Genomic DNA, 23,142 nt, shown 5'->3' with positions numbered 1-23,142 from the left:
GTAAAGGGTAGAACAATTATAAGGAAAAAGGTGAAAACTCGGAATAATCTCTGAACTTTCACCTTTTCTTATAGGGGTATCCTAATTTGTCTTTTACAGCCATTCGCTCATAAACGCATCCATTTCTGCTGCATGCGCTTCAAGGCTCTGGAGTAATTTGAACTGTGCCTTTGTTCGAATCAGGTTATGCTTCGGACTATGGATTTTATAATAGGTATCGCCATTGATGTAGTCTGTCAGGAAACGGACGGTTTGCATATAAGTCAACAGGCGTCCTCCGTATGGGAGTAGTTTGATTTCTGTCGGGGTAAGGAATGATTTGGCTTTCTCCATGTAACCACGTGTATAGGCTTTGAAGATATCCATATTTACATTTACGTTATCCAGATTTTCATCATCTTCCGCACCTGTATTGGCACCCGTACGGATGAAGTCGCCGATATCGGAAAGGACGAAGCCCGGCATAACCGTATCCAGGTCAATAACACATAATACTTTATCGGTATCTGCGTCGAACATCATGTTGTTCACCTTTGTATCACAGTGGTTAGTGCGTTTTTTAAGCTTGCCTTCGCGGTAAAGACGTTCCTGTATGCACATAGCATAAGCCCGTTTTTCGATTTCATCGATAAGGTCTTTAACTTCTTCCAGACGTCCTGCTGCATTCGCTTTTACTGCATCATGAAACTGCTCCAGACGGAATTCCATATTATGGAAATTGGGGATTGTTTCGCCCAAGGTTCCTTCGGGAATGTCAGCCAGCATAGATTGGAAATCGCCGAAAGCCTTGCCTGCTTCGTATGAAAGTTCGGGATTTACTTCTTCGTAACTTTTACTGTTCGGAATGAACAGGCAAACGCGCCAATAGCTGTCTCCATCAAAATAATAGGGTTTGCCATCCTTGGTTGAAAGGAATGTCAGCACTTTACGGTCGATATCTGTTTCTCCTTTTTCTTCCAGTTTTTTACGGATATGTGAAGTAACGACTTGGATGTTATTCTGTAACATATCCACATTTGTAAAAATCAAATGGTTGATGCGTTGCAGTACATATTTGATTTCGCCTTTTTCGTTAGTTACTTTCAGCGTATCGTTAATGTGTCCGTTTCCAAAGGGCTCTGCGGAAACTACTTTTTCAGCCAGTTGGAACTGGTCAAGAATGTTTAGTAATTGTTCTTTAGTTTTTGCCATGGTATTATTTTCAATTAATATAGCTTTAGAGCTACAAACTTAAAGAAAAATATTGATTTATAAACATGCCTGATAAAAATAACCAACTGTTTCCCGCTAAGTGTTATTATGCTAATATTGTTTTATAGATTGTCAGTATAGTCAAATTTGTAGGGAGTGTTATTTCCTATATTTGTGACAGGTTATTGATTTTTTATTTTAATCATATTCCATATGAAGTATCTGAAGGATTGCATATTCCTGCTTAGCGTATTCGTATTGATGATAGGAAGTATACATGCGCAAAATGAGAAAACTCCGGCATGGGTGAAAGACCTTATCGTTTATGAAGTATCCACTAAAAGTTTCAATTCACCCAAAATACCGGAAAGAGGAACGTTTAAATCTGTACGTGAGAAAATACCCTATATGCAAAAGCTGGGTATCAATGCCATTTGGCTAACAGGAAATTCCTGGGCAGATTCAAAACATTTCTATAATATCTGGTCGCAATATGCTGTTATCCGTCAAGATAGCATCGATACATCGTTAGGTACACGTAAAGAGATGCGTGCTTTAATAGCGGAGGCCCATAAACACGGTATCCGTGTATTTCTTGATGTTATAACGCATGGAGTCATGAGTTATTCTCCATTGGTTAAAGAGCATCCGGACTGGTTTAAAGGCGGGTCGTGGGGAATGACCGATTTTGACTGGCAAGGTGGACATGCCGACTTGGATGAATGGTGGGTTAAAACTTTTACGGACTATGTAGTAAATGACGGAGTAGATGGTTTCCGTTTGGACGTCGATATCTACCGTCCCGATTTGTGGAAACGAATCAGGCAGAATGCAGTGGAGGCGGGGCATCCTATTTGTATCATGAGTGAAAATCTTATCTCTTGCAGGAATGCTGTGGATTGTTACCAACGTTCTAATAAATTATCTGAGCAAACGATGGGATTAGACTATTCTAATGCTTCATTAACTGATATGGCTGCCTATTTTGATGAAAGCCAGCAGTTCTTAAAGAATTGGAGGGAGACGGATAAGATACAGCAGGAAGAACCGGACAGCACTATTTATACAGTGCAGTTATCATCTCATGATGATGGGTGGGATAGTTTTCCCGCTCAGGATAATCCTTATGTTGCAGAAGGAAGCCGCTGTGTGTTCGGGTATAGTTGCCTGTTTTCACCAATGATACCTATCTTTATGAGTGGAGAAGAGTTTGATGCGGATTTTGTTCCGATTCCCCGGATGAAGCCAGACTTGTTTGGTAAGGCAGAAAATAACAATGGAACGTGGCTCTATGGCTCCTGGATAGATTGGTCGCAGTTGAAGCAGTTACACCATAAACAGATGCTTGATGATGTTACGCGTATGATCGCGATTCGTAAGGCAAATCCGGATATCTTTTATGGCAGGAGTATGGATAATCCTGTAGAAATCGTTTCTGTAGATATGCCAGAAAATAAGTCTGTCCCTAAACCCTATTTATTATATGCTAAAGGAAGTAAAGCGATTCTGATCGCAGGGAATCCAACCGGGCAAACTCAAGTGATAACTTGTACGGTTCCTAAGGGTATATTAGGATTTAATAAGCAGGATAAGATAATGGTTCGTGATTTATGGAATGATACAGGATTTGCAACCCTTTTATCTGCTGACGGTACATTAACCTTTACAATTGCTCCCGACCGTACATATCGCGGTGGTGTCGCCGTATTTGAACTGACAGCCGGGAGTCCTTCTTTATTCTGATTTTAGCTATTTATTGATTTTATCCAGCAGGCAACGGATTTCCGAATGGAAGTCGAATTGATATCGTTTATAATCATTATACTCCAGCATTAAATCGGGCCAGAATGTTTTGGCACGACGGTCTTTTCCCGGAAGGAATACTTGTATGCTGTTGGATATGGAACCTCCCAGATGAGTATGAGGCAGGTTAAAAGAAGTCTGTTCCATAAACGTGTTCGGAGCTTGCATAGAAGGTACCCCTACTACAGTAGCTCCCATTTTCCAAAGATAAAAGGCGTAATGGAATGCTGCACTGAATGTCTGCTCGTTTGTGATTACATATATTTTTTCAGGAGTGTAAACCGCTTTGCCTTTCTGCTTTTCCAGTTCAGGTTTCAAGTCACTCAGGCAATTCCGGATAAAATTCTCTCGTTGAACTTCGATACAGGAAGTATCGGGATTCTCTTCGTTAAAAATGTATTCGCCTAATTGATATTGATGTCCGTACATCTTATTAAATTTTTCCTGTGTTTTGTTTATCTTACTCAGGTAGAGAGGGGACAGGAGGCGATAGAAGTGGGTATCCATGTCTGTTTGCAGATACCTGTCTCCATATAGTTGGTACAGGCTTGGCAATGTGATAGGAGTCCATCCTCCTCCGTTCGAACGCAGATCGATGATGAGGGTTTTGCTGTTGTGTTTTTTCATCTCTTTCAACATATGGAAGAATGTTTCGGAGTAAGAGGGGATACCCGCAAGCGCTTTTGCCGTATCTGCCGGCATTTCTTTTTTCAGGGTATTTTTGTAGAACCATTTCATGTCATCGTAAGCTCCCGGCCAGTTGTTTTTTAGTGTGACTTCATAGTTTTCCCTTGCCATGATACTGGTTAGTTTGAAGAACATCACTTCCTTTTTCTTATCCAGGTATTTGTATGACAGATAGGCATCCTCCGGAATCATATCCCATTTGGATAATTTGGCTGTCGGATATTCTTTCCACTTATCCTTGCTTATTAAAGGAATGGTCAAGTTTTTTCGTTCTCCGTCCGGTGTTTCGATGTTGAGGGGCATTGTATTTTTCAAATCCGGGAATATTTCGAGGATAAAGTCCGAATGACTAAGGAACATATTGAGCCAGAAATATTGTCCGTATAAGTTCTCACATGCTTTTTTCGTTTTTATAATTTGAAGCAGAGAATCAATAGAAAGACCATTGATGCCCAAAATACGGCTTCCCAGATATTCTTTACTTTCGAGGGGGACTTCCCTGAGAATTATCCCGTCCGGTATGACTTTTCCTGAAACGATAAATATACCGCTTTTATTCTTTTCCTTCGTATTTTCCGGAGTAAACAAGGAGGTATGCCCGTCTTGCAGGTTGGCAAGAAAAGCGGAAACTTTACTTGAAAAATCAAGCAGCGTATGGTCTTTTCTTGCCAGCTCGTTTTTTAGGTCGAATGCTTGTTTATGAAAGAACACTTTTCCCCCGAAACCACTGTAAGGATCCGGATGAGTTGCCTCCAATTGCTGTATGAGATAATTGAAATCGCTTATTAGAGAGTCTTTGTTTACATACTCTTGTGCAAGTGCTTTTAACCCGGAGAAAATTACCAGGCAAATAATGATAATATGCGTTCGTTTCATAAGTAGTGTTTTTTGTATATATCAAGCAAAAAATATGCCAGTATGCTTAATTTGTTGTAATATAATTGCTTATAGCTAATCTGATTGGTGGATAATGTCAAATAAATGGACAGCCCTGTCTAATTATTTGACATGTATTTTATTGAGGCTTTGCATTTTATGTCTTTTAGGTATAGAGGAAAAAAACAATCTTTGAACGGCGTACTCTTAAGTTTGTTATATTTGCAATCTATTAAACCGAAAATAAATCTTTATAAAATCCATGAAAAAGAAATTAGCTTGTTTATTTTTTGTATTGATGATGGTACCTATGTGCCTGTTTGCAAAAGATAAGTTCACGTTCGAGATAAAGAACGGGCATTTTTACCGGGACGGGAAAGTGATATCCATTATATCCGGTGAAATGCACTATCCACGTATTCCCCATCAGTATTGGCGGCATCGTTTCCAGATGATGAAAGCGATGGGTTTGAATACAGTTGCTACCTATGTATTCTGGAACCTTCATGAAACGGAACCCGGACAATGGGACTTCAAAGGAGATAAGAACCTGGCCGAATATATCCGGATTGCCGGGGAAGAAGGGTTGATGGTTATCTTGCGTCCCGGTCCTTATGTTTGTGCGGAATGGGAATTTGGTGGTTATCCCTGGTGGTTGCAGAATATTCCGGGCATGGAAATACGCCGGGATAACCCGGAGTTCCTGAAACGGACGAAGATGTACATAGATAAATTGTATGAACAAGTAGGAGACTTGCAGGTAACTAAAGGCGGTCCGATTATTATGGTGCAGGCAGAGAATGAATTCGGTTCGTATGTGGCACAGCGGAAGGATATACCTTTGGAGGAGCATCGCCGTTATAATGCCAAGATTAAGCAACAGTTGGCTGATGCCGGTTTCAATGTGCCTTTATTTACTTCGGACGGTAGCTGGTTATTTGAGGGTGGTTCTACTCCGGGTGCTTTGCCTACTGCCAATGGCGAAGGAAATGTGGAGAACCTGAAGAAAGTTGTTAACGAATATCATGGAGGTGTTGGACCTTATATGGAGGCTGAGTTTTATCCCGGTTGGCTGTCCCATTGGGCAGAACCTTTTCCACAAATCGGTGCTTCCGGTATAGCCAGGCAAACAGAGAATTACCTGCAAAATGATGTTTCATTTAATGTATATATGGTACATGGCGGTACGAATTTCGGTTTTACGAGTGGTGCCAATTATGATAAAAAACATGATATACAGCCGGATTTGACCAGTTATGATTATGATGCTCCGATTAGTGAAGCTGGATGGAGAACACCTAAATACGACTCTCTTCGTAATGTGATAAAGAAATATGTATCTTATCCGGTTCCTGAGGTTCCGGCTCCGAATCCTGTGATTGAAATTCCCTCTATCTCTTTGACAAAGGTAGCCGATGTGTTGGCATTGGCAAAAGAACAGAAACCGGTAGAGTCGCCGACACCTTTGACCTTCGAACAATTGAACCAGGGATATGGTTATGTTTTATATTCCAAACACTTCAACCAGCCGTTGAAAGGGAAACTGGAACTTCCGGGGTTGCGTGATTATGCTACCATTTATATTAATGGCGAGCGTGTAGGAGAGCTGAACCGTTGTTTTAACCAGTATGATATGGATATCGATATCCCATTCAATGCGACGCTGGATATTTTGGTGGAGAACTTCGGGCGTATCAACTATGGTGAGCGTATTACTCAAAATGCCAAAGGAATTATCAGCCCCGTACGGATTGCCGGTAATGAAATATCGGATTGGAATATGTACAAGCTTCCGATGGCAGAGGCTCCGGCATTATCTTCCGGTAAAGATTATGTGTATAAGAACGGTTCATCCGGGACGTCTTCATTGAAGAATAAGCCGGTTATTTATGAAGGTACATTTAATTTGAAAGATGTCGGGGATACGTTTATAGACATGGATGACTGGGGTAAAGGCATTATCTTTATTAATGGCATCAATATCGGACGTTACTGGTATGCCGGTCCTCAACAGACCTTGTATATTCCGGGTGTATGGCTGAAGAAGGGTGAAAATAAGATTATTATTTATGAACAATTAAATAACGGGGCCAAGAGCAGTGTAAGGACAGTAAAGACTCCGGTATTGAATAAATTGAGGAATGTGGCAATGGAAGAAAAGAAAAACCGGTTGCAGGAAAAGACAGAAAGCGCATTTAACGTAGATGAAACGGTTTTGAAGATAACAAACCTCGTTAAATCACAGGGCGGCACAATATTTGCCGAATACGATCATGCAAAAAATGCCCGTGAAGCAGGGTTAACGATGAAGCCCAGCAAAGTTATCGTTTTCGGTTCTCCTGAAGTCGGTACCAAGCTAATGCAACAGAATCCCTCTATAGCATTGGAACTTCCGTTACGTATTTCTGTTTGGCAAGATGCCGGCAACCGGGTTTGGGTGTCTTATCCGAATTTATTGGAGATAGGCAAGGAATATGGCCTGGAGGGGAACGCTGTAATTGGAAATCTGCAAAAAGGTTTGGAAACGATAGTGGAGAAATCCACTAATAAGTAAAAAGAAAAGGGTTGGCATCCGAAAATGCCAACCCTTTTCTTTATCGTTATAAAACGAAACTTCTTATTTTTTACGGTTACCGTAACGGCTCATGAACTTATCAACACGTCCGGCAGTATCCACCAATTTAGATTTACCTGTGTAGAACGGGTGAGAAGTGTTAGAGATTTCGACCTTTACCAACGGATAAGTTACACCATCGATTTCGATAGTTTCCTTTGCATTGATAGTGGAACGAGTGATAAATACGTCCTCGTTTGACATGTCCTTGAATACTACAGGACGATAGTTGTCAGGATGAATTCCTTTTTTCATTGCTTTGTTATCTTATATTTAATTATTATTCTTAACAGTTTGGTAACCGGTATTTTGGGTTGCAAAGGTATTGATTTGAGTTGAACAAACAAAGAAAATCAAACTATTTTTTCCATAATCAAGACTTTTGCGTTATTTTAGATGCTTAAGAGCATAAAGTTAGCGGAGAGTTGTTATCTTTGCTGTAGATTTTTAATCATTAACTGTAATAACATATACAACAATGGTAAATTACAAAGACTTAGGCTTGGTGAACACAAAAGAAATGTTCGCAAAAGCCATCAAAGGCGGATATGCAATTCCGGCTTTCAACTTCAATAACATGGAACAGATGCAGGCTATTATCAAGGCTGCTGTTGAAACAAAGTCTCCGGTAATCCTGCAGGTGTCTAAAGGTGCCCGTCAATATGCAAACGCAACATTGCTTCGCTACATGGCTCAGGGTGCTGTTGAATATGCAAAGGAATTAGGTTGCCCGAATCCTCAGATTGTTCTTCACCTGGATCATGGTGATACATTTGAAACTTGCAAGAGCTGTATCGACTCTGGTTTCTCTTCTGTTATGATCGACGGTTCTCATCTTCCTTACGAAGAAAACGTTGCTTTGACTAAGAAAGTTGTTGATTATGCTCATCAGTTCGATGTAACTGTAGAAGGCGAACTGGGTGTATTGGCAGGCGTTGAAGATGAAGTTTCTTCTGACCACCACACTTATACTGACCCTGAAGAAGTAATTGATTTCGCTACTCGTACAGGTTGCGATTCTTTGGCTATCTCAATCGGTACTTCTCACGGTGCTTACAAGTTTACTCCGGAACAGTGCCACGTTGATCCGAAGACCGGCAAAATGGTTCCTCCTCCATTGGCATTCGAAGTATTGGACGCTGTAATGGAAAAACTTCCGGGATTCCCTATCGTTCTTCACGGTTCTTCTTCTGTTCCTGAAGAAGAAGTTGAAACAATCAACAAATACGGCGGCGCTTTGAAGGCTGCTATCGGTATTCCTGAAGAAGAATTGCGCAAGGCTGCTAAATCTGCTGTTTGCAAAATCAACATCGACTCAGACTCTCGTCTGGCTATGACTGCTGCTATCCGCAAGACTTTCGCAGAAAAACCGGCTGAATTTGACCCACGTAAATATCTGGGCCCGGCTCGCGATAACATGGAAAAACTTTACAAACATAAGATTTTGAACGTTCTTGGTTCAAACGATAAATTGTAATCAGTTTACCGATATAAAGCGTTTATGCGAGGAATAGAAATATTCTCTCGCATAAATCTAAAAAGGTACAAATCCAATCTAATTGATGGGTTTGTACCTTTTTTCGTATTCGGGATTTGAATCATTGGTCTTTGAGTTTATAGAAGATAAAGATAGGATTACCTTCTTCCTCTTTTGTATTCAAATTGTCGGGAATGGATATCGATTGGGTTTCTTTATAGAAATTGAGTTCGTAAGGGGTAACGATTTGTACCAGCTCGTTTCCGCTTACACGTCCCCAAACCGGAAAGTTATGATAGCTTTTAGTCCCTAACATTCCATGTTGCAGATTCACATCCGCCATTTCTTTTAGAGTACCGGGCTGGATACATTTCTCAACCAACGTTTTTCCTGTTTTTTTATTAACGGAAGCCACGCAATGGCCTTGGTTATATCTGAAACGGAAATAGTATTGCTTAGGTGTTTCGAAAATGTCAGAAATGAAAATATCGTTATCTTCTCCAAGTTTCTTTTGCAGGGAGCTGAAATCAGTAATATCGAGTGCACGGGTTATTTCGTTATTCGAGTTTTGAAGATTTAAGATACAAGCCGGCTGGATTGTATTGTTAGATATTCTAAAAACAGTGTCGTTGCTTCCTGTTTTGAATAGGAGAGAATGTTCCGGTTCCGAGTAAGCGACAGTCATACATACCGTAAATCCTGAGTTCTCACGGGGAACCAGCGGAGAATAAAAGTCATTCTTCATGAGAATCGTATCCCCTTGGGTGGTGAAAATACCGAGTCCGAATCCTCTTCCCTGAAAGGGCTGGTAAGGGAATGAAATGGCTGCAAGTCTTTCTTCTTCAATCAGGCATTGGGCTACTACTTGATAATCATGGCTTATATGTTGAATAAATTCTCCGTCTAATGTGTAAACTAATATCTGATTTGTGCCAAACAGATAAAGACGATTCTTCTTTTCGTCTGCCTGCATATTTATAATAACCTCACTGATTTCACCCGGTCCTTGTCCCGGAGAAATTAATGTCTTTATAAAATGTCCTTGTTTGTCAAATAAAGCAATCCGTTCCTCCTTAACCGGTAAGATGTAAATGTATTTATCTGTGATAACATAGCTCGTCACACCATCTATTAACGACGCATCATCGGAGGTTACTTCCAAAGGCACATAAGAAACACTCTCTATTTCATCATCCAGATTCAAGAGAGTTGGTTGATTGAGGCTATTTCTTATGTCGGCTGTTAGGCAGGCAGGTGTTTTTGACTCTGATGAATTGCATGATGCAAAAAGAAATGAGGCAGATGCAAAAGTAAGGCAATTAAGTAGTTTCAATTTCATAGTATGAGCATTTTATTTTAGTTGAACAATACCGATAATGGGATTATCGTCTTCTTTCCTTTTAGCCAGATTCGGATACTTTGAAAGTAGATTCTTGTATAAATTATTCTGTGCTTCGATGTTATCGCTGGTAAGGACTGAGATAAGCGTATTATGGTTGTTCTGGGTGAGATAGAAAGGTCTGAACAAAGGACCATTATTAAAGTCGTCAATAAAGCCGGATTGGGATTTGCCGGCATATGTGGTTCTTTTGGTTGCTTTGTCAAATAGCATGTAATGGAAATCATCGTTTTGTGCATAGCAGATTATAACGAATGCATTATTTTCGGATATGGCTCTGACAGACATTCTTTCGGCATATTGTTTAATATTTTTGAAGTCGTCTTTTCTCCGGGTATTGTCGCCTGTGTTTATTTTATAAGCTGTTTTGAGTTTGTAGTCTTTATCCAGAAGGTAGACCTCTTTATTAATAGGATTTTTGTAAAATAGATTGTTTTTGTAGGTATAAAAGAATGGGAATTCAAAAAGTACCATATCATCTTCTTCATTCTTAATGGTAGTCGGTATTTCTTTTTGTGTTTTCCCGGAGGGGTCGATAACGAATAGTTCTTTCACATCCGGTTGTCCTTTGATTCGGTTGAACCGGTTGTTGTATATGATATAGTTGTTGTTTAGTTTATGTATATTCCAGGGTGTTTGGCTTAGCCTTACTTTATTGATAAAGTTCCCTTCATAATCGTAGGTCGATATCATTCGGGATTGGGTGGAAATAATATGTACATGCTTTAATGACTCGTCTATATGAAAGAACATGGCAGCCGTATATTCTTCAGGGCCTTCTCCTTGTTTCCCTATTTTATTAAGGAAGGAACCGTTCGAACCAAATCGATAAAACTCTCCGTTTTTCTGGTCTCCTATAAAAATGTAATCAGGGGTATAGCATACTTGAAGTTCATTTCCTAACAAACAATCATCATTAGTTTCTAATTGTATATACTTGATGTTTTTTGCAATGGTACTTAATTTGACCTCTTGTTTATTGTTCTTGTTTTTATATAAATCGATTTCTGTTTGGGAGTACATACAAATACTAAACCACATAAAGACCAAGGTGTAGATGCTTTTCATATTCATATCAGATTATTGTTATTGCTTGGTTTCAAAAGTATCTTTTATTCTGGTAGAAACTTCAAAAGTGAAGAAAATTAACCTTAATTGCATCTTGAAGGGAGATTAAGGTGAATCCGGTGAAAGTTTACGCGAAGAAAATATCATTTTGTTCCTTTTGACAAAATGACAAAACAACTGTTTCCTGCTTCGCTTGTACCGTATATAATCCAAGGCGCTTGGCAAATATGCCACTCTCGAGAGGTTTAATATTTCCGCTTTATTGTCGCAGAGGCTGGAATACTTACTAATTGAATTAAGAGGCGGATCGTATTTATTAGACGCGGATGACGCGAAAAACGCGGATTAAGAAATAAAAAACTGTATTAATCCGCGTTTTTCGCGTCATCCGCGTCTAATCATATTGTTGTGTTTTTGGGAAGATAGTAGGCTAATTGATATCCGCGTAATGTTAGCTTTACAGACCATTCCAGAGTCGCGTCTATGCTTAATAACATCGAAAAACGAAACATATATGCTTTGAATTTAAAACATATATGCTTTAAAGTTAAAATATAGGTGTTTTGCCGCGCGGATTATTGTTTTTTTGTGCGCAGATAGTTGGAATTAGTACCGCTACTAATTGAAATTACCCTTAGGGTAAGTAGGAAAAAGTGCCGGATTGTATGAAAAAGTCTCCTTTTTAGCCTTAAAAAGGGGCAGGTTAATCCTAAAAAGGCTTTTATGTATATGAGTGAAGTTATGCTAAAGGCTGTTATTATGAAAAAGTGTCATTGAATTGGTTAAAATGATGTCTTTTTTATAATAAGGCAAACCTTCTGTTATATATACCGTTGTTGATATGTAAAGGCGGATAGTTACCCTTTTTTTAATGGAGCCGGTTGGGATATACGTAGACAACTGACAATTCCTGCGATAATGGCAAATGCACCTCCAAGATAAAGACAGACCTGGGTACTATTGTTTGGAACCAGATTGAATAACATGGCTACTAACGTTGTTCCGATAGTTTGTCCCAGCAAACGGGCTGTTCCCAACATGCCGCTGGCTCCTCCACTCCGGTCGGTTGGGGCTGAAGAGATAAGCGTACTGTTGTTCGGAGTCTGGAACATACCGAAGCCGGCGCCGCAGATACACAACCGCCAGATAATCTCAGCATTGGTCGGTTCGGCAGGCAGAATGGCAAGGAGGAACATTCCGGTGGAAAAGATGCCCATACCGATACCGCCTAAGATACCGGGATGGACTTTCTCTACCAATCTCCCGGCGATAGGAGCCATAATCATGGTTGCTAACGGCCATGGGGTAAGCAGAAGTCCTGTTTCCACGGCACTTCGTCCCAGTGTGTTTTGGAAAAAGAAGGGAAGAGAAGTCATTGCCAGCATTTGAGCTATGAAGGAACAGATAGAGGTCCCTACCGACAGGGAAAAAATAGGAATGCGCATCAGGTCTACAGGAAATAATGGAAAACGTTGCCGGAGTTGCCTGTGTACGAAGAAGAAACCAATAGTGATAAATGCTAATATTCCGGCAATCACCATAATGCTGTTTCCTTTATGAGCTATATTTTCAAGAGAAAAAATCAGTAATCCGAATGTCAGGGCATTCATCAGGCAACTGATTTTGTCGAAATGGCGTCCGTATGTTTTTACAGTATTCACAGGCAAGAATTTCCAGCCTATCAAGAGCGCGGCAATTCCTAACGGAACATTAATAGCAAACAGCCAGTGCCATGAACTGATCGATAAAATGGCGGAAGCGATACTGGGACCGGAAGCAATAGACACGGCGACGACTAATGCATTAATCCCCATACCTCGTCCGAGGAACCGTTTGGGATAAATGATACGCAATAAAGCTGTGTTTACGCTGGTTATGGCAGCCGCACCGAAACCTTGCAGGATGCGGGCAATAGTCAATGTCCAGAAAGAATCGGCAAGTGCGCATATTAAGGAAGTAATGCTGAAGATACCTATACCAATCAGGAAAATACGGCGGTATCCATGAATATCTCCCAAGGATGAAAAGGAAAGGAGCGAAATTGTGATTGCCAACTGGTATGCATTTACTACCCAAATAGTAGTGGAAGGAGCGGTCCCGAGGTCATGTGCGATGGTTGGCAGGGCAACATTTGCTATAGTTCCGTCTATAACCGACATGCCAACTCCAAGTGCTGTGGCAAGAATTGCCCAATAACGTTTGGGGAGCGGTAGTCCGTCTGTGCCATTTACAGCTGTCTGTACCCTGTTTTGTAACATCCTTTTATTTATGATACGGTAATCTTTTACTTGTCGGCATTATCCAAGAATATCTAAAGACAGAACAAATATAGGGATAATCTTTTTATATTTGTATAATTATATTAGGACGAAAGGAAGTAAACAATGAAGAAAATTGGGATTATTTCGATTGCCATATGTGGTTTGTTATTGGTTTCCGGTACAACATATGGTCAGTCTTTGAAGGATATATTAAAATCCTCCACAGTAAAAGATGCGATAACTTCGGTTACCGGCGGTAGTAAATTGACTGCCGAGAATTTGCAAGGTACTTGGACGTATGTAAATCCGGCGTTACAGCTCAAAGGAGATAATGCGTTAAAGAATATAGCAGGAAGTGTTGCTTCTTCCGAACTGGAAAAGAAATTAAGCGAGTATTGTGCGAAAGTCGGTATTGTAGAAGGCGTGTTTAATTACACGTTTAATTCGGATAGTACGTTTACCAGCCAGTTGAAAGGTAAAACATTGAGCGGTACCTATTCGGTGAATGCGGAAGAGAGTACTGTAGAATTTCATTATGGGAAACTGGGAAAATCTAAATTGACAACAATGACCGCAAATGTCGTTTTATCCGGCGATCAACTCTCTTTGCTTTTCAATGCGGATAAATTGTTGGACTTTTTATCCAAGTTGTCTTCTGTTTCCAGTAATTCTACATTAAAGACAATTAATAGCCTGATGAACCAGTATGATGGAATGATGCTGGGGTTTGAGTTGAAGAAATAGTTTTTTGCAGAGAATATAAAAAATCCGGTAAATGTCAGGTCTGAATCATTCGGCTTGTATTTACCGGATTTTTGTTATTCTTGTGTGCGTGAACTTTGGACAATTTCTAATAAGGTTGCCCCGTAATTTGCAATGATTTTTTTCCCTATGCCGGGTATAGCTAATAGTTCCCGGCTATTGGTGGGCATGGAGTTGGCAATGCCAATAAGGGCTTTTTGCTGTAATATGGTATAAGCAGGCAAATCCCTTTCGCTGGCGAGTTCATTTCTCCATTTACGCAAACTGGCATATAATTCGGGATTTTTAATATCGGTGGAAACATCCATCTTGGCAGGACGCTGTGCCTTTTCTGTGCGCTTTTTGTTTTGGGGCTGGGGCATCTCGATAGAGGCTTTAGCCTTTTCGGACAGGTAACAGGCGATAGTGAAACCATTCCGGCAGCCATTCAAAGTTTGTTTTTTTATTCTCAGGTCGTCGAATAGTTTCTCTAATGCCCCGGTAACCGTTTTGCGTATTTCTTTATTGTCGATTTCTATTTCTTGTGAGGACGGCAACGTATCAAACAGCTGTTTTATCTGTTCTAAAAAATAAGAGCACCCTTTCCTAACCCTTTCCTGTATGGCTTCATCTTGCAGATAGTTTGTATTTCCTGCAATCATTCGTTTCAATTGCAGGATAAAACGTTCGCCAACTTCCGTGATGTTTTCCCGGCACACGTCGCGGGCATTGGAATATTGGAGGCTCAACTCCGGATAGAGTTTTTGCAAATTATTATATACCACGAATGCCGCATATTGTAAACGTTGCTGTAGCGGATTGAAATCAAATAATTCTGATATTAACTCGGTGAAGTATTGTTGCTGTGCAGCCTGTATTTGTTCTTCACCGGGTTTGCGGTTGCCTACGGAAGAGGTAAATTCCTGTATCCGGTAATCATTTATCATGGCATTGCGCGTGATAGGACTGCTTAAAACCAATCCGTCCAGTGTTTTACAACGGCTTAAAGCCACATAGACCTGACCATGTGAGAAAGCGGCGGAAGCATCAATAATCGCATGTTCGAAAGTCAGTCCCTGGCTTTTGTGTATAGTAATTGCCCAGGCTGTCTTCAGAGGATATTGGGTAAATGTACCCGATATGGTTTCTGTGATTTCCTTTGTCTCGTTGTTGATAGTATATTTTACGTTATCCCAGGTTTCTTTTTCGACTGTTATTTCAAAACCGTTTTCATCTGTTACAATGATTTTGCCGGGGCTGATAAAGGAGATTTTACCTATTTTGCCATTATAGAATCTTTTTTCCGCAGAAGAGTCATTCTTGACAAACATGACTTGTGCACCTTGTTTCAACACCAGCTTGTCGTCGGTCGGGTAGGAGTACTCCGGAAAATCATTATTAATTTCCGCATGGAAGGTATAAGCCTGACCGGGAAGTTCGGACAGTTTCCGGTTATTGATTTGCTGGGACTGGTAGTTATGCGTCGTCAGGGTGATATATCCTGAAGAATCTTCCGGATGGAAATCAGGAATATACCGTTGATTTAAAGCCTGTAATGTATCGTCATCGAAGCAGTTTTCGCGTATTTTGTTCAGTAAAGAGATGAAGTTCGTATCGTTTTGCCGGTAGACTTTAGTCAGTTCAATACAGAAATAATTGCTTTCGGACAGCGCTTTACTGTCGAAAAAGAAAGTAGACGGATAATGTTCTTTTAAAAGATTCCACTCATCATCTTTTGCGACCGGAGCAAGCTGCTGCAAATCGCCGATTAGTAATAACTGAACTCCTCCGAAAGGTTTATTATGGTCCTTATATCTTCGTAGAATATCGCTGATGGCATCCAACAAGTCTGCACGGACCATGCTGACTTCATCTATAACAAGAAGGTCCATACTCCGGATAATATTTATCTTGTCTTTCCGGAATTGCTTTTTGAAGTCTGTCTGCGAATGATTATCACCCGTATTGCCTGGAAGATAGGGACCGAATGGCAATTGGAAAAAAGAGTGTACGGTTACCCCTCCAGCATTGATGGCTGCAACTCCGGTCGGTGCGACAACAATCATGCGTTTCGGCGATATTTCTTTGAGCTTTTTTAAAAATGTAGTTTTGCCTGTTCCAGCTTTTCCCGTTAAAAAAAGATTGGTTCCAGTATTCTGTAATAGGTTGAAGGCAAGGTCAAATTGTTCATTTGTTTGCATGGTCGTTTACGGTCTTGTTAATAATCACAAATATAAAAAATAAAAATTATACAAACAAATAAAGTGTAAATTGTTAATGTATGCTGCATCTTATAGAAATCAATACGTGCAGAATATAAATAGGGTGGGGCTTGAATCGTAGAATAAGGTATCTTTGTATTCTTATTTAAAAGTTATGTATGATATGAAAAAGCTATTACTATCTCTTTTTTTAGGATTGTTGATTTTGCCTGCTTGTAAGGAGAAACCATTGGATCCATCCAAACCTGTGTATGTAACAGTAGAAACTTCCATGGGGAATGTAACGGTTATGTTGTATGACGATACGCCGCTCCACCGTGATAACTTCATTAAATTATGCCGTTCCGGCGAATACAAAGGGATGCTTTTCCATCGCATTATAAAAGATTTTGTAGTACAGGGCGGTGACCCGGAAAGTAAGAAACGCGAACCGGGTGCATTATATGGGGATGGAGACGGGGGATATACGGTCCCTGCAGAGATTCTTCCAAATCATTTTAACAAGCGAGGTGCTTTGATTGATGCCAAAGAACCGGATAGTGCAAATTGGGAACGTCTTTCTGCCGGTACTCAATTTTGTTTTGTCCAGGGAAAGAAACTTACGGATAAAGAGTTGGAGGAAAAAGAAGCCCGTATTAATGAAATACGCCGTAACTGGTTGTTTTATAAATTTCAAAATCGCCTGATAAAGGAAAATCCGGTGTTGGCTGCCGATTCGATGAAAACGGAACTCGAAAATCGTACTTTAGTCATGGTAGAGGATACATTGGATGTATTAGGCTATTATACGATACCAGCCGACCGCCGGGAAATTTATAAGACAATCGGGGGTGTTCCCCATTTGGACGGTTCGGTTACCATCTTCGGGGAAGTGACGGAAGGATTTGACATAGTCGAAAAAATGTCTCTTGTGAAAACAGACAAAAATGACCGTCCGTTGAATGATGTGATAATAAAAGGAACAAAGGTCTTTCAAAAGTAATCAAAAGCATGCATGACTTTGTTATTATGATATAACATAAATAATGGAGTTATGAAGAAAATAGTTCTTATTGGTGCTTCTGGTTATGTAGGGTCGGCCCTATTAAAAGAAGCTTTGAACAGAGGGCATGAAGTTAAAGCAATTGTCCGGAATGCTGCAAAATTGACCATCGATAATCCGAAACTGATGGTGGTGGAAGGAGATGCTACGGATGTCGATTTTTTGTCTGCCCAATTAAAAGAGGAAGATGCTTTGATCAGTGCTTTTAATCCCGGTTGGAAAAATCCGGATATATATCAGGAAACATTAGATGGATATACAGCCATCCTGAAAGCCGTGCGTAAATCGGGGATTCCCCGTATGCTTATGGTAGGAGGTGCCGGTAGCCTGGAGGTTGCACCGGGTAAATTATTGATGGATGAGGAGGATGTCCCTAAACATTTATTACCGGGAATCCGGAGTCTGGCAAAAGTTTATATGGATTATCTTCTTCCGGAAAAGACTATTGATTGGGTATTTCTAAGTCCGGCGGCTAATATGGCCCCCGGTGAACGTACCGGAAAATTCCGTTTGGGAAAAGACTCTTTAGTGGTTGATGAAAAGGGGGAAAGTAATATTTCCGTAGAAGACTTTGCCGTTGCAATGATTGATGAGTTGGAACAGGAAAAACATCATCGGGAACGTTTTACGTTAGGATATTGAATCTATAGAAATGCGTCAAAAGTATATTTATTAATCTATACTTTTGACGCATTGTTAATTTGGAAATGACTTAGTTTGTACGGAACGAAAAGGTAGATATCCGCAAAAATGTAAATAAAATTATTTCTATAACACAAGCCATATTATACTTTTAATTTATTACTTTACTTTTATTTCCGGCTTAAAAAAATCATTTTTACTGATTTTAGTCAAATACCTGTTTTTATCTCCTGCTTCTATAACGATAGTAACCGAATCGCCCCACTGTTTAAGGGTAGCTAAAGAAGAAATGTCGCATGAGACAGAACCGTAATCAACATTTGTATTCGTTAAATTATCTGGTATACTCGGGTTATAACAGAATTGTAAGAACAAAGTGTCTGTAGTTTGTTTTGCCGGATTATATACCATATTGAGCTTTGCCGGAATTTTTTCCCCATTCGCCGAATTTACAGTCGATAATCCTGTATTTAAATCTAAATAACCACGATACCCATAATCTAACGAGAATAGTGGAGGAACCAAGCAGCTATCTTTGTCGGTGATATGTTTGCTCTCTGCTTCTTCTATGCTGATTGGATGAATCACATCATAGATTGAATAAGGGTAAACACGGGCATTATTGATATAGATTATATCACCGGCAGTAGTCCAGTCATCTTCCATGTAATTGAAAGAGAAGTATCCCCTTTCTATACCTTCAAGGCGCCTGTCATAAGAAATCGCCAATCCTCCACCGTCCATATAACAGTAGTAACCATTTGTAGAATCACCTATAATTGTAGCTTCTTGCATAAAACCTCTGGAATTATCGTCTTTATTGTTGCAGCACACAAAACCGATTATGAAACAGAGGAACGATAGTATTCTGGATAAATTTGTTGTTTTCATAATTATTTGTCATTTTAATTCGCGATCAACTTGTGGCTCCTGCTCTCAGTAAGGTTCTTTCAGTCTTTACTTATAACCTTATTTGATAGATTGCTTATTGTTTAGCCAACCATTCCATATACGCGCGGCATCCTTCCGTATCTTCTGCTGCCGGACTCCATGGAGCAAAGTTTTCGGGAGATAGCGGAGCAAACGGACCCTGCTTGATTTCGTATACTACAGACCCCGATTCCAGAACTAACAGTCCGTGCCATACCCCTGCTTTTATTTCTGCGCCGTATGTTCCTGCTTTGGGGTCCAGAATTAGTTTTTCAGTAACGTTTCCATCCGTATCAAAAAGAAAAACGATCACTTTTCCACGTAATAATAAAAATATTTCGTCTTTATCCGGATCGAGATGGCGGTGAGGACGTAGATAAGTTCCGGGTTCCATTGCATTAATCAGACGGTTGACCGGGTCATCCAGTTTTTCATGGAAGTTATAATTCATACGGAGCCGTGGGGATTGTTTGGCACGTTCCGTTGTTTCGTTTAATAGTTGTTCATTAATGATTTGCATGTGGATGATGGATTAAGTAAAACGCAAATGTACAAAATAATGCAGAAAGCCCTATGAACCTTCCTCTTTAATCCTTTGTTGGATAATAAAGAAACATCAATAAAAAACGCCTATGAATAAAGATCAGACCCGAATTCCTGAAAATGCAGAGTCTAAAGCAGAAGAACGGGAAAAAGAGAAATATCCGGTACAACAAGTTTCGGTAGTAATGCCGATAACAGACAAAGAGGTAGAAGATGCCGTAAAAGAGATAAATCCGGATAAAAACAGTATGGATAGCAGAGGATAAACTGAATCAAACTAAAAAGGGGCTGCTTGTGAAGCAACCCCTTTTGGTATTTATTGTGTATTTGATTGTAAACCTCTGTTTGGCAGCCGGTATTAATACTGACGTTCCAAAATCCAGGCATCCTGGAAGTTAGGAGCATATTTAGCTTTGATAGCGTTACGGCTTTCTGCAGCATCCGCTTTATTATCGAAGCTGGCAACGATTACACGCAACATACCTTGTTCGTTTTCACCTAAAACAGCATTATAACCGTCGTTTTGCATACGTTCTTTCAGGGAATAAGCATTCGTTTTATTCTTGAAACTTCCAACTACTACGCTGAAGCGTTTCAATCTGCTTGCATCTTCACCTTGTGCTGCATTGATCTTTTCCGTACGTGTGGTAACACTTGATACTCTGGGTTTTGAAACCGGAGCAACTTCTTCAACAGTTTCTTGTTCTTCAATTACCTCAACAGGAGCTGTCGTTTCTTTTTCTTTTGCCTGTTCGTAGGCAGCTTTATAAGCGCTCTGTTTAGGTTTACATGAGCCTAATGCTAAAATCATACACAGAGAGGCTCCAAATAACCAAATCTTGTTCATACTGTTCAGTTCTTAAATTTAGTAGTGCAAAGATATAAATTATATTTACTAATTTCGTACCCAAAACACAATATAATATAAATTACATGAATAAAACAGTCGGAGTAATGGTTATGGCAACATCTGTATTATTAGGAGCTTGCAGCTTGAAAACGGATGTGAAACAAAATGCAAATGCCACTGGCAATGGTGACATTATCGGACGTTCGGACATTCAAGTGAAAGAAGGCCGTATGACCCCGGAAGTTCTCTGGGCAATGGGACGAATCGGTGGCATGAATGTATCGCCCGATGGGAAGAAAGTGGTGTATACGGTGGCATATTACAGCATACCGGAAAACAAGAGCAATCGTGAAGTCTTTGTGATGAATGCGGACGGAACGGACAACAAGCAGATTACGAAAACCGGGTATTCCGAAAATGAAGCTGTTTGGATAAAAGGAGGGAAAAAAATAGCTTTCCTTTGTAACGAAAGTGGAAGCAGCCAGCTTTGGGAGATGAACCCGGACGGGAGTGAGCGTAAGCAACTTTCGGATTATGACGGGAATATAGAAGGTTTTGCTTTTTCGCCGGATGAAAAAAAGGTATTATTTATATCACAGGTGAAAACTGTGAAAAGTACTGCTGACAAATACCCGGATTTGGATAAGGCTACTGGCATTATTGTCACAGACCTGATGTACAAACATTGGGACGAGTGGGTGACAACGGCTCCGCATCCTTTTATTGCTGATTTTGACGGAAAGAAAATATCTTCCCCGGTAGATATTATGGAAGGTGAGCCTTTCGAATCGCCAATGAAGCCTTTTGGTGGAATCGAACAACTTGCCTGGAATACGACTTCTGATAAAGTTGCCTATACATCCCGTAAAAAGACAGGCAAAGACTATGCCATCTCCACAAACTCGGACATCTATGTATATGACCTGAATACCAAACAGACAGAAAACATAACAGAAGGGAATATGGGATATGATACCAATCCTAAATATTCACCGGACGGTAAATGTGTAGCCTGGTTGAGTATGGAGCGTGATGGCTATGAGGCAGACCAGAACCGCCTGATGGTTATGAATCTGGAAACAGGTGAAAAAACGTTTGTGAGTAAAGAATTTGATTCCAATGTAGATAGCTATTGTTGGGGTGCGGATTCTAAAGATATTTACTTTACGGGTGTATGGCATGGTGAGTTCCAGGTTTATAAGGTCGATGTGAATGCCGGAAATAAAGTTCAGCCTCTGACATCCGGTATGTATGATTATTCTTCTGTTGCTCTTTTGGGTGATAATAAACTGATAGCCCAGCGTCATTCGTTGAGTATGGGAGACGAGATCTATTCGATAGACTTGAATGATAATAATAAGATTGCCCAGTTAACTTTCGAGAACAAGCAGATTTACGATCAGTTGGATATGGGCAAAGTAGAGGGACGCTGGATGAAAACGACAGATGGCAAACAGATGCTTACCTGGGTGATTTATCCTCCTCATTTTGATCCGAATAAAAAATATCCGACATTGTTGTTCTGTGAAGGCGGACCTCAAAGCCCGGTAAGCCAGTTCTGGTCTTATCGTTGGAATATGCAGATTATGGCTGCCAATGATTATATCGTGGTAGCTCCGAACCGTAGGGGCCTTCCCGGTTTTGGTTTAGAATGGAACGAGCAGATTAGTGGCGATTATGGCGGTCAGTGTATGAAGGACTATTTTACTGCTATTGACGAAATGGCCAAAGAACCTTTTGTAGATAAGGATCGCTTAGGATGTGTCGGCGCAAGCTTCGGAGGTTTCTCTGTATATTGGTTAGCGGGACATCACAACAAGCGCTTTAAAGCCTTTATAGCCCATGATGGTATCTTCAATATGGAAATGCAGTATCTGGAAACGGAAGAAATGTGGTTTGCCAACTGGGATATGGGTGGCGCTTACTGGGAAAAACAGAATGCGACTGCACAACGTACATTTGCCAATTCTCCTCATAAATTCGTAGATAAGTGGGATACCCCGATTCTTTGTATACATGGTGAAAAGGATTACCGTATTCTGGCTAATCAGGGAATGGCTGCTTTCAATGCTGCGGTTCTTCGTGGTGTTCCGGCCGAATTATTGATTTATCCGGATGAGAACCATTGGGTGCTGAAACCCCAGAATGGTGTCCTGTGGCAACGTACATTCTTCGAATGGTTGGATATGTGGGTGAAAAAGTAAGAGCCTGGATTAATTAGTAAAGACAAAAAAACAGGGATTAAAAGATTCAATCTTTTAATCCCTGTTTTTTTTATATGCTTGTAAATTATTCAGCAGCTTCGGAAGTCGCTTCGCCAGCTTCTGTTTCCTGAGCCGGTTCTTCAGGTGTGAAATCTGTAATACCGGCTGCGATTAACAGGTTGTACCAGCTAATTAATTTTTTAATGTCGCTCGGATATACGCGTTCGCGGTCGAAGTTCGGAAGCACTTCTGCCAGGTAAGCACGTAATTCATCCGGTTTTGCAGATGAATCGATGGATGCTTTTCCTTCATTCTCCTTATTTTTAATGCTGGTTAATACTTCGTGTAAAGGAACTTCTGCTTCGTCAGTGTAAATGGCGATATCTCCTAATGAGATTACTTTATCTTTTGCGTATGCAGGAACTCTCTTGTTATCAGCCAACGACTCAACAATCAGCATGTTTTTCCCATGGGAAACCAATTTAAACAATCCCGGCTTTCCCGAGATAGACAAAATCGTCTTCAACATAATACTTCGTATTTCTATAGAGTTAAACTTGTAGGCTGCAAATGTACATAAATTTCTTTAGTA

The 23,142-nt window shown here is 40.3% G+C and carries 19 protein-coding genes; 8 read left to right on the top strand and 11 right to left on the bottom strand.

Annotated elements, in window-relative coordinates; all coding sequences use genetic code 11:
* Nucleotides 1-93: 93 nt before the first annotated feature.
* Complete coding sequence (locus tag ACGE0T_RS15210) at nt 94-1,191, bottom strand: phosphotransferase enzyme family protein (protein ID WP_459187463.1); 1,098 nt, start codon at nt 1,189-1,191, stop codon at nt 94-96.
* Between the two features lie 213 nt (nt 1,192-1,404).
* Here ACGE0T_RS15210 and ACGE0T_RS15205 point away from each other — a divergent pair, with 213 nt between their 5' ends.
* The gene (locus ACGE0T_RS15205) at nt 1,405-2,934 is read left to right on the top strand and encodes an alpha-amylase family glycosyl hydrolase (RefSeq protein ID WP_459187462.1); all 1,530 of its coding nucleotides are present in this window, start codon (nt 1,405-1,407) and stop codon (nt 2,932-2,934) included.
* Between the two features lie 6 nt (nt 2,935-2,940).
* Here the strand turns inward: ACGE0T_RS15205 and ACGE0T_RS15200 are convergent, their stop codons facing one another.
* Nucleotides 2,941-4,557: a S41 family peptidase gene (locus ACGE0T_RS15200; RefSeq protein WP_459187461.1), complete on the bottom strand. Its 1,617-nt coding sequence runs from the start codon at nt 4,555-4,557 to the stop codon at nt 2,941-2,943.
* A 262-nt stretch (nt 4,558-4,819) separates the two neighbouring features.
* On the opposite strand from ACGE0T_RS15200, the gene ACGE0T_RS15195 reads away from it, so the two are divergent.
* Nucleotides 4,820-7,111, top strand: a complete 2,292-nt coding sequence (locus ACGE0T_RS15195; RefSeq protein WP_459187460.1) for a beta-galactosidase — start codon at nt 4,820-4,822, stop codon at nt 7,109-7,111.
* Nucleotides 7,112-7,174: 63 nt separating this feature from the next.
* On the opposite strand, the gene ACGE0T_RS15190 is transcribed toward ACGE0T_RS15195, so the two are convergent.
* Nucleotides 7,175-7,426: a type B 50S ribosomal protein L31 gene (locus ACGE0T_RS15190; protein WP_459187459.1), complete on the bottom strand. Its 252-nt coding sequence runs from the start codon at nt 7,424-7,426 to the stop codon at nt 7,175-7,177.
* A gap of 223 nt (nt 7,427-7,649) precedes the next feature.
* Here ACGE0T_RS15190 and ACGE0T_RS15185 point away from each other — a divergent pair, with 223 nt between their 5' ends.
* Nucleotides 7,650-8,648 carry a class II fructose-bisphosphate aldolase gene (locus tag ACGE0T_RS15185; protein WP_459187458.1) on the top strand — a complete coding sequence of 333 codons (999 nt, stop codon included), beginning with the start codon at nt 7,650-7,652 and terminating at the stop codon, nt 8,646-8,648.
* Between the two features lie 121 nt (nt 8,649-8,769).
* On the opposite strand, the gene ACGE0T_RS15180 is transcribed toward ACGE0T_RS15185, so the two are convergent.
* The 3 genes from ACGE0T_RS15180 to ACGE0T_RS15170 form a co-directional block, all read right to left on the bottom strand.
* Entirely contained in the window at nt 8,770-9,987 is a 1,218-nt protein-coding gene (locus ACGE0T_RS15180) for a 6-bladed beta-propeller (RefSeq protein ID WP_459187457.1), read from the bottom strand.
* A 12-nt stretch (nt 9,988-9,999) separates the two neighbouring features.
* Entirely contained in the window at nt 10,000-11,121 is a 1,122-nt protein-coding gene (locus ACGE0T_RS15175) for a 6-bladed beta-propeller (protein WP_459187456.1), read from the bottom strand.
* An 851-nt stretch (nt 11,122-11,972) separates the two neighbouring features.
* A complete protein-coding gene (locus ACGE0T_RS15170) occupies nt 11,973-13,373 on the bottom strand; it encodes an MFS transporter (RefSeq protein ID WP_459187455.1) in 1,401 nt (466 codons plus the stop codon).
* A gap of 126 nt (nt 13,374-13,499) precedes the next feature.
* Between ACGE0T_RS15170 and ACGE0T_RS15165 the strand changes: the two genes are divergently transcribed.
* Nucleotides 13,500-14,120, top strand: coding sequence for a DUF4923 family protein (locus ACGE0T_RS15165; RefSeq protein WP_459187454.1), 621 nt, complete (start codon nt 13,500-13,502; stop codon nt 14,118-14,120).
* 74 nt (nt 14,121-14,194) lie between these two features.
* Here ACGE0T_RS15165 and ACGE0T_RS15160 read toward each other — a convergent pair whose 3' ends face one another.
* Nucleotides 14,195-16,318, bottom strand: a complete 2,124-nt coding sequence (locus ACGE0T_RS15160) for an HRDC domain-containing protein (protein ID WP_459187453.1) — start codon at nt 16,316-16,318, stop codon at nt 14,195-14,197.
* 184 nt (nt 16,319-16,502) lie between these two features.
* Here ACGE0T_RS15160 and ACGE0T_RS15155 point away from each other — a divergent pair, with 184 nt between their 5' ends.
* Entirely contained in the window at nt 16,503-17,321 is an 819-nt protein-coding gene (locus tag ACGE0T_RS15155; RefSeq protein WP_459187452.1) for a peptidylprolyl isomerase, read from the top strand.
* A gap of 51 nt (nt 17,322-17,372) precedes the next feature.
* A complete protein-coding gene (locus ACGE0T_RS15150; RefSeq protein WP_459187451.1) occupies nt 17,373-18,023 on the top strand; it encodes an NAD(P)-dependent oxidoreductase in 651 nt (216 codons plus the stop codon).
* A 159-nt stretch (nt 18,024-18,182) separates the two neighbouring features.
* Here the strand turns inward: ACGE0T_RS15150 and ACGE0T_RS15145 are convergent, their stop codons facing one another.
* Together ACGE0T_RS15145 and ACGE0T_RS15140 are read right to left on the bottom strand one after the other, a co-directional pair.
* Nucleotides 18,183-18,914 carry a hypothetical protein gene (locus ACGE0T_RS15145; RefSeq protein WP_459187450.1) on the bottom strand — a complete coding sequence of 244 codons (732 nt, stop codon included), beginning with the start codon at nt 18,912-18,914 and terminating at the stop codon, nt 18,183-18,185.
* Nucleotides 18,915-19,008: 94 nt separating this feature from the next.
* Complete coding sequence (locus ACGE0T_RS15140) at nt 19,009-19,473, bottom strand: WbuC family cupin fold metalloprotein (protein WP_459187449.1); 465 nt, start codon at nt 19,471-19,473, stop codon at nt 19,009-19,011.
* 112 nt (nt 19,474-19,585) lie between these two features.
* Here ACGE0T_RS15140 and ACGE0T_RS15135 point away from each other — a divergent pair, with 112 nt between their 5' ends.
* A complete protein-coding gene (locus ACGE0T_RS15135) occupies nt 19,586-19,762 on the top strand; it encodes a hypothetical protein (RefSeq protein ID WP_459187448.1) in 177 nt (58 codons plus the stop codon).
* Nucleotides 19,763-19,854: 92 nt separating this feature from the next.
* On the opposite strand, the gene ACGE0T_RS15130 is transcribed toward ACGE0T_RS15135, so the two are convergent.
* The gene (locus ACGE0T_RS15130) at nt 19,855-20,343 is read right to left on the bottom strand and encodes an SPOR domain-containing protein (RefSeq protein WP_459187447.1); all 489 of its coding nucleotides are present in this window, start codon (nt 20,341-20,343) and stop codon (nt 19,855-19,857) included.
* 86 nt (nt 20,344-20,429) lie between these two features.
* Here ACGE0T_RS15130 and ACGE0T_RS15125 point away from each other — a divergent pair, with 86 nt between their 5' ends.
* Nucleotides 20,430-22,550, top strand: coding sequence for a S9 family peptidase (locus ACGE0T_RS15125; protein ID WP_459187446.1), 2,121 nt, complete (start codon nt 20,430-20,432; stop codon nt 22,548-22,550).
* Nucleotides 22,551-22,635: 85 nt separating this feature from the next.
* Here the strand turns inward: ACGE0T_RS15125 and ACGE0T_RS15120 are convergent, their stop codons facing one another.
* A complete protein-coding gene (locus ACGE0T_RS15120; RefSeq protein WP_459187445.1) occupies nt 22,636-23,079 on the bottom strand; it encodes a DUF5606 family protein in 444 nt (147 codons plus the stop codon).
* Nucleotides 23,080-23,142: the final 63 nt, after the last annotated feature.

It is taken from the genome of Parabacteroides sp. APC149_11_2_Y6 (genome assembly GCF_054506995.1).
Note: the sequence above shows the minus strand (reverse complement) of the source record. Positions and strands in the feature narration are given on the sequence as shown.

Bases quoted from the DNA above. Each gene is read 5' to 3' on its own strand.
- ACGE0T_RS15150 (WP_459187451.1), top strand. From the start codon at position 17,373: ATGAAGAAAATAGTTCTTATTGGTGCTTCTGGTTATGTAGGGTCGGCC.
- ACGE0T_RS15205 (WP_459187462.1), top strand. From the start codon at position 1,405: ATGAAGTATCTGAAGGATTGCATATTCCTGCTTAGCGTATTCGTATTG.
- ACGE0T_RS15140 (WP_459187449.1), bottom strand. From the start codon at position 19,473: ATGCAAATCATTAATGAACAACTATTAAACGAAACAACGGAACGTGCC.
- ACGE0T_RS15195 (WP_459187460.1), top strand. From the start codon at position 4,820: ATGAAAAAGAAATTAGCTTGTTTATTTTTTGTATTGATGATGGTACCT.
- ACGE0T_RS15145 (WP_459187450.1), bottom strand. From the start codon at position 18,914: ATGAAAACAACAAATTTATCCAGAATACTATCGTTCCTCTGTTTCATA.
- ACGE0T_RS15160 (WP_459187453.1), bottom strand. From the start codon at position 16,318: ATGCAAACAAATGAACAATTTGACCTTGCCTTCAACCTATTACAGAAT.
- ACGE0T_RS15180 (WP_459187457.1), bottom strand. From the start codon at position 9,987: ATGAAATTGAAACTACTTAATTGCCTTACTTTTGCATCTGCCTCATTT.
- ACGE0T_RS15210 (WP_459187463.1), bottom strand. From the start codon at position 1,191: ATGGCAAAAACTAAAGAACAATTACTAAACATTCTTGACCAGTTCCAA.
- ACGE0T_RS15130 (WP_459187447.1), bottom strand. From the start codon at position 20,343: ATGAACAAGATTTGGTTATTTGGAGCCTCTCTGTGTATGATTTTAGCA.
- ACGE0T_RS15170 (WP_459187455.1), bottom strand. From the start codon at position 13,373: ATGTTACAAAACAGGGTACAGACAGCTGTAAATGGCACAGACGGACTA.
- ACGE0T_RS15175 (WP_459187456.1), bottom strand. From the start codon at position 11,121: ATGAATATGAAAAGCATCTACACCTTGGTCTTTATGTGGTTTAGTATT.
- ACGE0T_RS15190 (WP_459187459.1), bottom strand. From the start codon at position 7,426: ATGAAAAAAGGAATTCATCCTGACAACTATCGTCCTGTAGTATTCAAG.
- ACGE0T_RS15200 (WP_459187461.1), bottom strand. From the start codon at position 4,557: ATGAAACGAACGCATATTATCATTATTTGCCTGGTAATTTTCTCCGGG.
- ACGE0T_RS15125 (WP_459187446.1), top strand. From the start codon at position 20,430: ATGAATAAAACAGTCGGAGTAATGGTTATGGCAACATCTGTATTATTA.
- ACGE0T_RS15165 (WP_459187454.1), top strand. From the start codon at position 13,500: ATGAAGAAAATTGGGATTATTTCGATTGCCATATGTGGTTTGTTATTG.
- ACGE0T_RS15135 (WP_459187448.1), top strand. From the start codon at position 19,586: ATGAATAAAGATCAGACCCGAATTCCTGAAAATGCAGAGTCTAAAGCA.
- ACGE0T_RS15120 (WP_459187445.1), bottom strand. From the start codon at position 23,079: ATGTTGAAGACGATTTTGTCTATCTCGGGAAAGCCGGGATTGTTTAAA.
- ACGE0T_RS15155 (WP_459187452.1), top strand. From the start codon at position 16,503: ATGAAAAAGCTATTACTATCTCTTTTTTTAGGATTGTTGATTTTGCCT.
- ACGE0T_RS15185 (WP_459187458.1), top strand. From the start codon at position 7,650: ATGGTAAATTACAAAGACTTAGGCTTGGTGAACACAAAAGAAATGTTC.